Source organism: Rhizobium sp. YIM 134829 (genome assembly GCF_046546455.1).
This window is the reverse complement of sequence record NZ_JBKHKI010000004.1, coordinates 26592-39938: the sequence shown is the minus strand read 5'-3', so window position 1 is coordinate 39938 and position 13347 is coordinate 26592. Positions and strand designations below refer to the sequence as shown.

General features: G+C 65.0%; 14 protein-coding genes. 7 read left to right on the top strand and 7 right to left on the bottom strand.

The features are described from left to right. The first annotated feature begins 101 nt into the window (after nt 1-101). The 5 genes from ffh (at nt 102) to trmD (ending at nt 4059) form a co-directional block, all read left to right on the top strand. Entirely contained in the window at nt 102-1661 is a 1560-nt protein-coding gene (gene ffh / locus ACLE20_RS09025) for a signal recognition particle protein (RefSeq protein WP_410939948.1), read from the top strand. 11 nt (nt 1662-1672) lie between these two features. Next, on the top strand, nt 1673-1975 hold the full coding sequence (locus ACLE20_RS09020) for a chorismate mutase (RefSeq protein WP_410939947.1): 303 nt from the start codon (nt 1673-1675) through the stop codon (nt 1973-1975). Nucleotides 1976-2041: 66 nt separating this feature from the next. Then, a complete protein-coding gene (rpsP, locus tag ACLE20_RS09015) occupies nt 2042-2404 on the top strand; it encodes a 30S ribosomal protein S16 (protein WP_410939946.1) in 363 nt (120 codons plus the stop codon). A gap of 319 nt (nt 2405-2723) precedes the next feature. Next, nucleotides 2724-3338, top strand: a complete 615-nt coding sequence (gene rimM / locus ACLE20_RS09010; RefSeq protein WP_410939945.1) for a ribosome maturation factor RimM — start codon at nt 2724-2726, stop codon at nt 3336-3338. 1 nt (nt 3339) lies between these two features. Continuing rightward, complete coding sequence (trmD, locus tag ACLE20_RS09005; protein WP_410939944.1) at nt 3340-4059, top strand: tRNA (guanosine(37)-N1)-methyltransferase TrmD; 720 nt, start codon at nt 3340-3342, stop codon at nt 4057-4059. On the opposite strand, the gene ACLE20_RS09000 is transcribed toward trmD, so the two are convergent. Further along, a complete protein-coding gene (locus ACLE20_RS09000; protein ID WP_410939943.1) occupies nt 4041-4787 on the bottom strand; it encodes a sulfite exporter TauE/SafE family protein in 747 nt (248 codons plus the stop codon). The genes trmD and ACLE20_RS09000 overlap by 19 nt on opposite strands. Before the next feature lie 166 nt (nt 4788-4953). Continuing rightward, nucleotides 4954-5922 (bottom strand): GNAT family N-acetyltransferase, encoded by a 969-nt coding sequence (locus ACLE20_RS08995; protein ID WP_410939942.1) that lies wholly within the window; start codon nt 5920-5922, stop codon nt 4954-4956. 134 nt (nt 5923-6056) lie between these two features. On the opposite strand from ACLE20_RS08995, the gene ACLE20_RS08990 reads away from it, so the two are divergent. After that, the gene (locus ACLE20_RS08990; RefSeq protein ID WP_410939941.1) at nt 6057-6992 is read left to right on the top strand and encodes a tyrosine recombinase XerC; all 936 of its coding nucleotides are present in this window, start codon (nt 6057-6059) and stop codon (nt 6990-6992) included. Between the two features lie 93 nt (nt 6993-7085). Beyond that, nucleotides 7086-8180, top strand: coding sequence for a TraB/GumN family protein (locus ACLE20_RS08985; RefSeq protein WP_410939940.1), 1095 nt, complete (start codon nt 7086-7088; stop codon nt 8178-8180). A 323-nt stretch (nt 8181-8503) separates the two neighbouring features. Here ACLE20_RS08985 and ACLE20_RS08980 read toward each other — a convergent pair whose 3' ends face one another. The 5 genes from ACLE20_RS08980 to ACLE20_RS08960 form a co-directional block, all read right to left on the bottom strand. Further along, entirely contained in the window at nt 8504-9826 is a 1323-nt protein-coding gene (locus ACLE20_RS08980; protein WP_410939939.1) for a S41 family peptidase, read from the bottom strand. After that, nucleotides 9816-11150: a murein hydrolase activator EnvC family protein gene (locus ACLE20_RS08975; protein ID WP_410939938.1), complete on the bottom strand. Its 1335-nt coding sequence runs from the start codon at nt 11148-11150 to the stop codon at nt 9816-9818. Before ACLE20_RS08975 ends, ACLE20_RS08980 begins: the two co-directional genes overlap by 11 nt. Nucleotides 11151-11423: 273 nt before the next feature. Continuing rightward, a complete protein-coding gene (gene rlmH, locus ACLE20_RS08970) occupies nt 11424-11906 on the bottom strand; it encodes a 23S rRNA (pseudouridine(1915)-N(3))-methyltransferase RlmH (protein WP_410939937.1) in 483 nt (160 codons plus the stop codon). Between the two features lie 266 nt (nt 11907-12172). Then, nucleotides 12173-12616 (bottom strand): ribosome silencing factor, encoded by a 444-nt coding sequence (gene rsfS, locus ACLE20_RS08965; RefSeq protein WP_410940216.1) that lies wholly within the window; start codon nt 12614-12616, stop codon nt 12173-12175. 113 nt (nt 12617-12729) lie between these two features. Further along, nucleotides 12730-13317 carry a nicotinate-nucleotide adenylyltransferase gene (locus ACLE20_RS08960; RefSeq protein WP_410940215.1) on the bottom strand — a complete coding sequence of 196 codons (588 nt, stop codon included), beginning with the start codon at nt 13315-13317 and terminating at the stop codon, nt 12730-12732. Nucleotides 13318-13347 lie beyond the last annotated feature (30 nt).

The following is a 13347-nucleotide window of genomic DNA, read 5'->3' as shown; positions in this document are numbered from 1 at the left end:
AGCGCGATGCGCCCTCGGGTGTGCTCATGCGTTGCGCCTTGCATTCGTCCCCATCGCACCCACGTTTCGGGCACGCCGCTTGAAACGAGAAGGAAGAGCCGATGTTTGAAAGTCTCCAGGACCGCCTTGGGTCGATCCTCAACGGATTGACCGGCCGCGGCGCGCTGTCGGAAGCCGATGTCTCGGCGGCGCTGCGCGAAGTGCGCCGTGCGCTGCTGGAAGCCGACGTGGCGTTGGAAGTGGTGCGCGGATTTACCGACCGGGTGCGAGAGAAGGCGGTCGGCGCGGAAGTGCTGAAATCGATCAAGCCCGGGCAGATGGTCGTCAAGATCGTCCATGACGAGCTGGTCGAGATGCTGGGCGCTACCGGGGTCTCCATCGACCTCAACGCTCCCGCGCCGGTCGTCATCATGATGGTCGGCCTGCAGGGCTCGGGCAAGACCACCACCACTGGCAAGATCGCCAACCGGCTGACGACGCGCGAGAAGAAGAAGGTCCTGATGGCCTCGCTCGACACGCGCCGCCCGGCCGCGCAGGAGCAGCTGCGCCAGCTCGGCGCCCAGACCGGCGTCGACACGCTGCCGATCATCGCCGGCCAGTCGCCGACCGATATCGCCGCGCGCGCCGTCCAGGCCGCCCGCCTCGGCGGCCACGACGTCGTCATCCTCGACACTGCCGGCCGCACCCATATCGACGAGCCGCTGATGCTCGAGATGGCGGAGATCAAGCGGAAGTCCAATCCGCATGAGATCCTGCTGGTCGCCGATGCGCTGACCGGCCAGGACGCCGTCAATCTCGCCCGCAATTTCGACGAGCGCGTCGGCATTACCGGTCTTGTCCTCACCCGCATGGATGGCGACGGCCGCGGCGGCGCGGCGCTTTCGATGCGCGCCGTCACCGGCAAGCCGATCAAGCTGATCGGCGTCGGCGAGAAGATGTCGGAGCTCGACGAGTTCCATCCGCGCCGCGTTGCCGATCGCATTCTCGGCATGGGCGATATCGTCAGCCTCGTCGAGAAGGCCGCCGAGAACATCGACGCGGAGAAGGCGGCGGCCATGGCCGCCAAGATGAAGTCGGGCAAGTTCGACCTGAACGACCTCGCCGACCAGCTGAAGCAGATGCAGAAAATGGGCGGCATGGGCGGCATCATGGGCTTGATGCCCGGCATGTCGGGCATGAAGGACAAGCTGGCGGCCGCCGGCATGGACGACCGGATGTTCAAGCGCCAGCTCGCCATCATCTCCTCGATGACGAAGGCGGAGCGCACCAATCCCGACCTTCTCAAGCATTCCCGCAAGAAGCGCATCGCCGCCGGCTCCGGCACGGATGCCGCCGATATCAACAAGCTGCTCAAGATGCACCGCCAGATGGCCGACATGATGAAGGCCATGGGCGGCAAGAAGGGCGGCGGCATGATGAAGCAGATGATGGGCGGCCTTGCTGGCAAGATGGGGCTCGGCGGCATGGGTGGAATGGGCGGCATGCCCGATCTCTCCAAGATGGACCCGAAGGAGCTTGAAGCGCTGGCCCGCCAGGCGGAAGCCTCCGGGCTCGGCAAGGGGCTTCCTGGCGGAATGGGCGGGCTGCCGGGCCTAGGCGGTCCGAAGCTGCCCGGGCTTGGGGGCCTGCCCGGTCTCCCGGGCTTGCCGAAGAAGAAGTGAGCGTTCACGCCATGATCGAACCCGCCGTCAAGGCCGAGCTGTCCGGCTATCGCCAATCGATCGACAATATCGATGCGGCGCTCGTCCATATGCTGGCCGAGCGCTTCCGCTGCACCAAGGCCGTCGGCGTGCTGAAGGCCAAGCATGACCTGCCCCCGGCCGATCCGGCGCGGGAAGAATTCCAGATCGACCGCCTGCGCCGGCTGGCGAAGGACGCCAATCTGGATCCGGATTTTGCCGAGAAGTTCCTGAACTTCATCATCAAGGAAGTGATCCGGCACCACGAAGACATCGCCGCCGATCTGAAAGATTGACGGCATCGACACCTGAAACTCAGGCCGCACTCGCGCGGCACGCCAAGCATTCAAAGGAGTTATGACATGGCACTGAAAATTCGTCTCGCCCGCGGCGGTTCCAAGAAGCGCCCCTTCTACCAGATCGTCATCGCCGACGCCCGCTCGCCGCGCGACGGCCGTTTCCTGGAAAAGGTTGGTTCCTGGAACCCGATGCTGCCGAAGGAAGACGCCAAGCGCGTCGAGCTCAACAATGAGCGCATCCAGCATTGGCTCGCCAACGGCGCCATGCCGACCGACCGCGTCCTGCGCTTCCTGAACGAAGCCGGCATCGCTCAGCGCGAAGCCCGCAGCAACCCGATCAAGGCCAAGCCGGGCAAGAAGGCCCAGGAACGCGCCGCCGAGGCCCGCCAGAAGGCCGAAGACGCCGCTGCCGCTGCTGCCGAATAAGCTGCGCTTGGTCGAAAGATAGGTCGTCCTAATTGAGAACCTATCTGGCAGACTCGTAGGCGGGTATCATGCAGCCCTCGCATTCGTGCGGGGGCTGTTTCTTTATCGGGCCGGCCAAGGTCCGTGATGCTCGTCGACGGTGCAATACCCGCTCAGTCTGCGAACCGGAATTCCGTTGACCCTTTATCTTGATATCAGGCAAGAGAGACTGCATACCCGCGGGACCATGCACGGATCGCTGGGCTCAAGAACTTTCTGATCGAGTCCGCCATGAAGCGCCTCGCGCCCGAACTTCTCTGGCATACGGATATCAAGCGCCATGTCGGCTGGCCCTCTTAAGCTCAAGAACCCCGTCCTCATGGGCACCATCGGCGCAGCGCAGGGTTTGCGCGGCGAGGTGCGCGTGAAGAGTTTTGCTGCCGAGCCGGAGGCTATCGGGGATTACGGCCATCTGCATGCCGAAGACGGCCGGGTCTTCGAGGTGCTGGAGGTGCGCAGCGCCAAGTCGGTGATCATCGTGCGCTTCCGCGGCATCAACGACCGGACGGCGGCTGAGGCGCTGAATGGGCTCGACCTGTTCATCGAGCGGGAGAATCTGCCGGACGACGATCTCGACGAGGACGAATTCTTCTATGCCGATCTCGAAGGGCTCGAGGCGCTGGACGGCGCTGGCAAGAGCTATGGCACGGTCACCGGCGTGTTCGACTTCGGTGCCGGTGATCTTCTGGAGCTGAAAGGCCCGGGCCGCAGGCCCGTGCTGATCCCCTTCACCGAATGGTCGGTGCTGGAGATCGATCTCGAAGCCGGCACCTTGCTCGTCGATCCCCTGGCCGCAGGCCTGGTGGATGACAAGGAGGAAAGCCCCTTTGGCGCAAACGGCCCGAGTGCCAAGGGCGGCAAGCCGGGCAAGCGGCCGAAGCCGGACCAGAACTGAGATGGCTGCCGATTCCGTCGGTATCCCGGGCTTTCGCGCCACGGTTCTGACCCTCTATCCGGAAATGTTCCCCGGCCATCTCGGCCATTCGCTGGCCGGCAAGGCACTCGCGCGGGGCGATTGGTCGCTCGATGCCTTGCAGATCCGTGACTTTGCCGAGGATCGCCATCGCACGGTCGACGACACGCCGGCGGGCGGCGGGGCCGGTATGGTGCTCCGTCCGGATGTGCTGGCCCGGGCGATCGACCATGTGGCGACCGACGACACCCGTCCCCGCCTGCTCATGAGCCCGCGCGGCCGGCCCTTGACCCAGGCGCGCGTGCGCGCACTCAGCGCCGGGCCGGGCGTCGTCATTGTCTGCGGCCGGTTCGAAGGCGTGGACCAGCGGGTCATCGACGCGCGTGATCTCGAGGAAGTCTCGATCGGCGATTACATCCTCTCCGGCGGGGAGCCGGCGGCGCTGACGCTGCTCGATGCAGTCGTGCGCATCCTGCCGGGGGTGATGGGCAATGCACTCTCGGGCGTGCATGAGAGCTTCGAGGGCGGCCTGCTCGAACATCCGCATTACACGCGGCCGCAGAGCTTCGAGGGCCGCGAGATCCCCACCGTGCTCACCTCTGGCCATCATGGGGCGATCGAGGCCTGGCGGCGGAGCGAGGCCGAGCGGCTGACGGCGGAAAGGCGCCCGGACCTGCTCTCGTCTCAGCCGGTCACGAAGTAATAGAAGGCGAGCAGCAGCCCGACCGAGACAACGAAGGCGCGGATGATGGCGGAGGGGACGCGGCGCGCCAGCCAGACGCCGCTATAGCCGCCAAGTGCGCCACCCGGGATCATCACCGCCGCCTCCGCCCAGCCCACCACGCCGCCGAGCGAGAAGACCAGGATGGCGATGAAGGCGATGACCACGGCCAACAGGTTCTTGATCGCATTCATGCGGTGATAGCCGCCGCCGACAGTAAGGCCGAGCACCGCAAGCATCATGATGCCCATGCCCGCGCCGAAGAAGCCACCATAGATGGCCACCACGAACTGCGCCGCCATGCCGGCAAGGGTGAGCGGTGCGTCGTGGGCCTGCGCCTTGGGCTTCAGCAGCGGTCCGGCGGCGAAGAGCACGGTGGCGCCGAGCAGCAGCCAGGGCACCATGGCGCGGAAGGACGGGTTGGAGAGCGAGAGCAGCGTCAACGCGCCGAGGAGGCCGCCCGCCAGCGAGAGGAGGCCGAGCAGGGTGGCGATCCGCGTCTCCGCCGCGAGTTCACGCCGATAGGCAAGCGCCGAGGTGACATAGCCCGGAAATTGCACGATGGACGAGGTGGCATTGGCAACGATCGGCGGCAGGCCGGCAAGCGTCATGGCCCCGAAGGTCAGGAAGGTGCCGCCACCGGCCACGGCATTGACCGCGCTCGACAGGAAGCCTGCGAGGAAAAGAAGTACCGCCGTCGTGATGCTCATTGCCGAGAAGATCCCAAAGCCCGCCTCGTTCCCGTGGTACCGGCGGAGCGCGGAAAGGCAAGAGGAAAGACGTCACGCACCATCGAGCGGACACGCATTTCCAGGCGTCGTGTCCGGCTTACCGTCAGGACGTCGTGCACCGCAGGAGCACAACAGCGTCCGTGGCTTAGAGACCAGCCTGAAGCGGATGGGCCGAAGTCTTCCGCACGGCGCCGTGTGCCGGCTCCCGCGAGGCGGAGGACCCGAACGCCGCATCGCCATCCGCGGCAAGCTCGGTCACCGTGTGATGCTCGAGCGCCCGGGTCACCTCGACCGGGTCGCCGTCGAGCGCCTCCGGCGGAATGAGGTTGCCGATGGTGAACTCGAAGGCGTTGCCCTTCTTGTTCAGGAGTTCGTGGAAGACGGTCATGTCACGCAATTCCGTCGACCACTGGGCGAGCCAGTAGAAGAGGCCGGAATTGCGGGCCGTCATATGCACCGGCAGGACCGGCAGATTGTATTTTCGGGCAAAGCCGACGGCCGAGGTCTTCCAGGGCCGCTCGTTCAGGCGGCCATCCGCCCAGTAGGCGATGCGGCCGGAGGGAAAGAGAATGGTCGCCTTGCCCTCCGAGATCGCATGATTGGTCAATTTCAGCGTCTCGCGCGCCTTCAGCTTGCTCTTGTGTTCCTCGCGCCATTCGACGGGGATGATCATGTCGACGAAGCGGGGATTGACGCGGATCGCATCACGATTGGCAAAAACCATCATATCCGGCCGGCGCGTCTTCAGAAGGTCGAACATCGCCACGCCATCGGCAATGCCTGTCGGATGGTTGGAGACGAGCAGAAAGCCGCCGCTTTTTGGAATCCGCTCTTCATGGCGAACGCGGATATCGAGCGAAAGCGTCTCGCTGAGATATTGGAAGGCCTGGAAGCAGGGAAGCTGCGCCACCGTATCGGCGAATTCGATCGCCTTGCGGTAGTTCAGGATCGAGTAAAGCACGGGGCGCATGATCGGCCAAAGCGGATGGCCGACAATGCGCTGGCCGCGCTCGGCGATTAGCGTGTCGACGATATGGCCCGGCTGGCCATGGGAAAGAAGGGAGACCGCCTCTGCGAATTGTGTCAAACCGCCTGCCGAGCCGCGTCTTGCCATCTTCGTCCCACCGTCCAGACATCATAAGCTATTGCAGTTCAATATGATCGAAGGATGACGATTTCCAAGGGCGTTAGCGAAATGACAAGGCATCCCCGGCAATTTGTGCACTCTGCAGCGGAAGGACGAGAGCGGTGAACGAACTTCTGGTGATTGCCGACCCGGCCCTTTTGGCGGAGCGCCAACATTGGCTGACAGCGCTCGCGACGGAACGGCGTCTTTCGGACAAGACCATCGAAGCCTACGAGCGTGATTCGCGCCAGTTCCTGACCTTTCTCACCCAGCATTTGGCCGGCCCGGCCCGGCTCAGCGACATCCGCACCTTGCGGCCCGCCGATTTCCGCGGCTTTCTGGCAGCACGCCGGCGGGACGGTGCCGGCGCCCGTACGCTCGGTCGCGGCCTTGCCGGTTTGCGCTCCTTCTTGCGCCATCTGGAGCGGCACGGCCTGGTCAATGCGGCCGGGGCCGCTGCCGTCCGCTCGCCCAAGCAGCCGAAGAGCCTACCGAAACCCTTGACCGACCGCGACGCGCTGGCCGTGGTCGATGGCGATGCGCAGCTGGCCGAGGAGCCCTGGGTCGCCGCCCGCAATGCCGCGGTGCTGACCCTGCTCTACGGTTGCGGCCTGCGCATCTCGGAGGCGCTCGCCGTGACTCCGGAGGATATGGCCGGTGATCCGACGGCGCTGCGCGTCACCGGCAAGGGAAACAAGACCCGGATCGTGCCGCTGATCGAGCCGGCGCGGGCCGCGGTCCGCACCTATCAGGCGCTCTGCCCCTATGTTATCGAGGCGAGCGCGCCGCTCTTTCGCGGTGCCAAGGGCGGGGTCCTGCAGCCGGCCATCATCCAGCGCGAGATGCAGCGGCTGCGCGGTGCGCTTGGCCTGCCCGATTCGGCGACGCCGCATGCCCTGCGCCACTCCTTTGCCACTCATCTGCTGGCAGGCGGCGGCGACCTCAGAACCATCCAGGAACTGCTCGGCCATGCCAGCCTTTCGACCACCCAGGTCTATACCGGCGTCGACGCTGCCCGCCTCCTGGACATCTACGACCGCGCCCACCCACGCGCATGAGGCTTTCGCCTGCTCGCGATCTGTTAACCATCCACCTTAATGTCCCGGTGAAGTCGCGCCTCTAGGGTACTCCGCGCCCATGCCGGAGGACCGATGTCCGAAATTGCTCAGCTTCGCCTGCCCGCCCCGCCCTCATTGATCGACCGGCTGGCAAGGCTTGTCCTCGGCCTCGCGGCACTCCTGCCCCTGGTCCTTCTCGGCCTGCTATCGGCCGCCCTCCTCTCCGCCAGCCTGGCACGTGCCGAAGAGGCCGGCGCCTGCGCCGGGGAAAACCTGCTGACACGCTGGCAGACCAGCGCGCCGGAAAAGCGTGCCGCGCTTGATCGCGAGGCCGCGAAGATCGTCAACGGCGAGGGGCTGTTGTGGCGAATCGACAAGCCGGGCGTCGCGCCATCCTATCTGCTCGGCACCATGCATGTCACCGATCCGCGCGTGCTCGCCATGCCGAAAGGGGCGGCCGAAGCCTATGACAAGGCGGGAACGATCATCGTCGAGTCGGATGAGATCGCCGACGAAACCAAGGCTTCCGCCGCCATGCTCTCGCGACCGGATCTCTCCATGTTCACGGATGGCAAGAGCCTCGACGATTTCCTTAGCGCTGACGACAAGGCAACTCTGGAAGCGGGGCTCAAGGCGCGCGGCGTGCCGCTTGGCCTGGTCGCGCGGATGAAGCCATGGATGATCGCCGGCTTCGTTGCGCTTCCGGCTTGCGAGATGCGCCGCAAGCAGGAGGGCGCCACCTTCCTCGACCAGACGCTCGCCAAGCGGGCGCTTGCCGAGGGCAAACGGCTGAAGGGGCTGGAAACGCTGGTCGAGCAGCTGGAGGCAATCAACGCCCTGCCGATCTCCTTCCATGTCGCCTCGCTGGTCGAGACGATCAAGCTCGGCAGCCTGGCGGATGACGTGATGACCACGACCACCGATCTCTATCTTCAGGGGCGCACCGGTGCAGTCATGCCGCTGATGAACCAGGTCGCGCTGGATCAGGGCCAGGACGATACCGCCGATTCGGTTGCCTTCGAACAGCGCATCGTCACCGATCGCAACCATGTCATGGCCAGCCGCGCGGCACCGATCCTCAACGAAGGCAACGCCTTCATGGCCATCGGCGCCCTGCATCTGCCGGGCGAGGAGGGCGTGGTGGAGCTTTTGCGGAAGGAAGGGTTTTCGGTGACAAGGGTGCGTTAACGAGCTGCCGCTCCGCTTGCCTCAAAAGACCCGCGCGACAGCAAATCCCCTCTAGCCTCCCGGCCATCTCACCCATGAGGCGGGAGAAAAGGTGGGGCACGCGATCGAGCCCCCTTTGCCACGCCTGACAACCGAAATTCATAGTTTTGGCTGATCGCTAGAACGGGCCGGAATAGACAAGCGGCCAGCCTCGCGGTCTCCCCCTTGTGGGGGAGATGGCCGGCAGGCCAGAGGGGGTCTTCTTGCGGTAGACCTGTACCCCGAATGACAGAAGGGCCGCCCCACTGGAGCAGCCCTTCGAAATTTCTCCCGTCGCGTAAGCCTTACGGCGTCAGCTCTGCCTTCTTCTGGGTGGCGGGGAAGGCCGGGTCGCTCTTCTTGCCGCGCAAGAGGTCGAGCGCGTAGTTGAGCTGGATGTCGTCCTTGGCTTCCGGCGGGACATAGGCGACGGAACCCGAGCCTTCTTCGGTCTCGTTCTGGCCCTGGATATGGCCGCGCAGGCTGGATTCGCTGGTCGATTCCACCTTGCCGAGCAGTTCCGGCGGCAGCGGCTGTTCGACCTTGATGTCCGGCGTGATGCCGGTGCCTTGGATCGACTTGCCGGACGGCGTGTAATAGAGCGCCGTCGTCAGACGCAGCGCGCCGGCTTCGCCGAGCGGGATGATCGTCTGGACGGAGCCCTTGCCGAAGGACCGGGTGCCGAGCACCGTGGCGCGCTTGAGATCCTGCAGGGCGCCGGCGACGATTTCCGAGGCCGAGGCGGAGCCGCCATTGACAAGCACGATGACAGGCTTGCCATCGGTCAGATCGCCGGGGGTGGCGTTGAAGCGGCGGGTCTCGTCGGCATTGCGGCCGCGGGTGGAGACCACCTCGCCCTGCTGCAGGAAGGCGTCGGAGACATTGATCGCCTGGTCGAGCAGGCCGCCCGGATTAAGGCGCAGGTCGAGAACATAGCCCTTCAGCTTGTCGGCCGGCACCTCAGCCTTGATCTTCTCGATGCCGTTCTTCAGGTCGTCGAAGGTTTTCTCGGTGAAGGAGATGACACGCAGATAGCCGACATCCCCCTCGGTGCGGAACTTGACGGCACGGACAGCAATGATGTCGCGCACGATCGTCAGCTCGATCGGCTTCTCGGCGCCCTTGCGCAACAGCGTCAGCTTGATGGGCTTGCCGACCGCGCCGCGCATCTTGTCGACCGCTTCTTCGAGTTTCAGGCCGCGCACGTCCTGGCCGTCGATCTTGGAAATGTAATCGCCGGCCAGCACGCCAGCGCGGGCAGCAGGCGTATCGTCGATCGGGCTCGTCACCTTGACGAGGTCGTTCTCCATCGTCACCTCGATGCCGAGGCCGCCGAATTCACCCTTGGTCTGGGTGCGCATATCCTCGGCATCGGTCGCATTCATGTAGCTCGAATGCGGGTCGAGCGAGGAGAGCATGCCGTTGATCGCATTCTCGATCAGCTTGTCGTCCTGCGGGGGCGTCACATATTGGGCGCGGACGCGCTCGAAGACGTCGCCAAAGATCGACAACTCACGATAGGTCGACGGATTGGCGGCGACGGCCGGCACGGCAGCGGTGTAGACGACGGACATAGCGGTCGCCCCCAGCAATGCCCCGACCAGAACAAGTGAAGCCCTACGAATCATTTCGTACCTTTCCGGTGTCTGATGCGGTCCACCAGGGTCGGGAATCGACCGGTTTACCGTCTTTTCTAAATTCAATGTAAAGCGTCGGCCGATCGGTTTCCAGCGCCAATGCAGCCGCACTCGCCACTCTCTTCGCCCCCATGGCGCCCAACGGTTCGCCGGCCACGACGAATTGTCCCTGCTGGACGCTGACCTCGCTCATGCCAGACAAAACAACATGATAGCCGTTGCCAGGGTTGAGAATGACCATTTGTCCATAGCTGCGGAATGCCCCTGCGAAGACGATCCATCCATCCGCCGGCGCGGTGACCAGGGCACCGGCATCTGTGCCGAGCATCATGCCCTGAAGAGAATGCCCCGTGCCGTCCTCATCGCCGAATCGGGCGAGCACCGACCCGGCGGCGGGAAGCGATAGCTTCTTCTGCAGGTCTGAAAAGGCATATGCCGGGGCAATGCGGTTTTTGTCGGGCACCGCCTGTTCGGCCAGTTGCCGCGCCGCCTCTCGCTCGGCCTCCGACATGCGCTGCCGTTCGGCCTCTTCCGCGCGGGCTGCCTCCGCCGCAGCTCGCACCGAACCGATCTGCAGCTCCAGGCTGCCGATCAGGCCCTGGAGGCTGGTCGCCTGTCCGGCAAGTTGTTCGGCCTTGCGGCGCTCGGCGAGCAGCGCCTCGGCATTCTCGCCCTTCAGCTTGTCCTTCTCGGCCATCAGGAGCCGCATGCGCTGCTCTTCTTCCAGCCGACCGGCCATGGCGGTGCCGAGCGCCTGTTTCTCGTCGGTGATGTCGCGGCTGAGATCGGCCAGTGCCTGAAGGTCAACGGCGAGCTTGTGGGTTTCCTGGCGAATGCCGGGCACGACGGCACCGAGCAGGATGGCGCTGCGCACCGAGGCCAGCGCATCGTCGGGCGTCACGAGAAGCGCCGGCGGCGGGTTGCGTCCCATGCGCTGCAATGCAGCCAGAACCTCGGCCAGCACCCCACGTCGGGTGCGCAGCGAGGCATGGACGGCATCCTGCTGCGCGCGCAGCGCCGTCAACCGCTGCTCGCCATCGGAAATCTTCTGTTCCAGCGCCTTGCGCTTGTCCGCCGAGTCGATCAGCGCGGCGCGCAGCTCGCTATTGGTCTTGTCGATCTCGGCGATCTCGGTTTCCAGCGCCTGAGCGCGATCCTGCGACAAGGTGATGGTGCGCGACAGCGCATCGAGCTCGATGCGCGTATTGTCCCGCTGCTGCTGCAGGCGGGCGGCTGGATCGGAGGGGGTGGCCGCCGGGGCGGCAGGCGTCGGGCCGGCAGAGTCCTGCGCCAGCGCCGGCTTTCCGAGGGACATGGCGGACCAGCCGATGGAGATTAAAGCCAGGCTGCTCGCGAGAACCAGGCTTCGCCGCAGCGAGCGCAAGCTCAAGGGTTGGCGGTCCTTCGCCATCCCCCGCTCACCTGCGCGCGCAACCAACATCCTCATCCCGCTCTTCTACCGCCGCACCCCTTGTCCAAGGCTTAAGTCTATTTCCGGCGGCGGCCGGTTTCCATCGATGTCGCCACAATTGCGGCGGCGGCGTGGCCGGCGTGGCGAGAATGACGAAAGCGTGACTTCGGGTTTCGTTCAGACGCGGTGGTAGGGATGGCCGGAGAGGATGGTCACGGCACGGTAGAGCTGTTCGGCGATCAGGATCCGTACCAGCTGATGCGGCCAGGTCAGCCGGCCGAGGCAGAGCACGGCGTCTGCCCGGGCGTGCAAGGCGGGATCGAGCCCATCCGCCCCGCCGATCGCCACCATCACCTCGCGCTTGCCGCCATCGCGCCAGCCGCCGAGGAGATCGGCGAAGGCGGGCGAATCCAGATGCTTGCCCCGCTCGTCGAGAAGCAGGAGCGCGGTCGCCTCGCCCATTGCCTTGTCGAGCAGCGCCGCCTCTTCCCGCTTGCGGCTGTCGCTGGATGAAGCGCGGCTCTCGTTCACCTCGATCAGGCGGCCAAATTCCAGCCCGATCGCCGGCCCAGCCTTGGCGAAGCGGTCGAGATAGCGCGCCGCAAGCTCCTTTTCCGGGCCAGCCTTCAGCCGCCCGACGGCAAAGAGGGAAAGTTTCATGGCTGCACCTCGGTTGAGGACGCACCGGCGCGTCATGCCAAGAGCCTGTCCGCACCCACTCTTGCGCTGCAGATCCGCCAGAGGGCGGCACCTGTGAAGCGAAGTTGACGGTCGCGCTCCCGCGTCGGCGTTGTTTCACCCGCTTCACTATCGACTCGCACGTGGCGCGCGCTGGATGTGAAGGGTCTGATGGCGCAAGGAGATGTTATCGACTCCTGACGCCCGTCAGAGCCGCGCAGAGCGTCCTCAAGGGGACATGCGCCAGATTAGTGGCGCGTTCCGTCTTCCATATCCGGCGCGGCCCACATCTTTTCGATGTTGTAGAACTCGCGAATTTCCGGCCGGAAGACGTGGATGATGATATCGCCGCTGTCGATCAGCACCCAATCGGCCGCTTCCAGCCCCTCGACGCGGGCATTGCCATAGCCTTCGTCCTTGAGGTCGGAAACGAGATGATCGGTGATCGCCGCGACATGACGGTTCGAGCGCCCGGACACGACCACCATGTAGTCGCCCAGCGCCGATTTTCCGGCAATGTCGATCGTGACGATATCTTCTGCCTTCGAGTCCTCGAGGCTGTCGAGGACCAATTGAAGGACGCGGGACGCAGCGTCGTCGCTACGGTCCGTGCCTTTCGGGAAGATGCGTGTAACATTTCCCTTGGCGTGGAGTGTTGTCAGAGTTTTCCCTTTCCAAGATCGGACAACCAGGGGCCATGGAAGAGCATGGACCCAAAGACAATGTAGGCATCAGGGCGTTAAGGTTTCAAGACGTTGATCGAAATCTTCGCAAGCCATGCACAAGCCTTGGCTGCAGGCGGCCTCTAACGTCGGCGGGCTGTCCGCAGGGCCGTCGAGCTCAAGGCGGAACGCGGACCGTGGATGAAGGTCCAGGCGGGCGCCTTGCGGCTGGCAAGCGCCCGGGCATGGTCCTCGTCGACGCGCGCATAGTCGAAGGTCTTCGCCATCTTGGAGGAGAGATAGGCAAGCGTTGCGCCCGGCCGGTCGATGACCGCGATCGGGAAGGTGCAGGCGATATGCTGCCAGCGCTGCCAGCGATGGAAGTCGCGCAGATTGTCAGCGCCCATGATCCAGACGAACCGGATCGCCGGATTGCGGGCCTTGATTCGGTCGAGCGTCTGCGCCGTATAGCTCTGGCCGAGCGATGCCTCGAAGGCGGTCACGCGGATGCGGGGGCCCGGCGCGATCGCCTCGCTGAGCGCGATCCGTTCGGCGAGCGGCGCCAGCTCGCGACGGCTCTTCAAGGGATTGCCGGGAGTGACTATCCACCAGAGCTGGTCGAGGCCGAGGCGCTGGAGTGCGAGGTCCGCCACCAGCGCATGACCGAGATGGGGCGGGTTGAAAGAGCCGCCGAACAGCCCCACCCGCATGCCGGGCTCCACATGCGGCATTCTCAGGTACTGTGCCGCGACGCCCTCTGT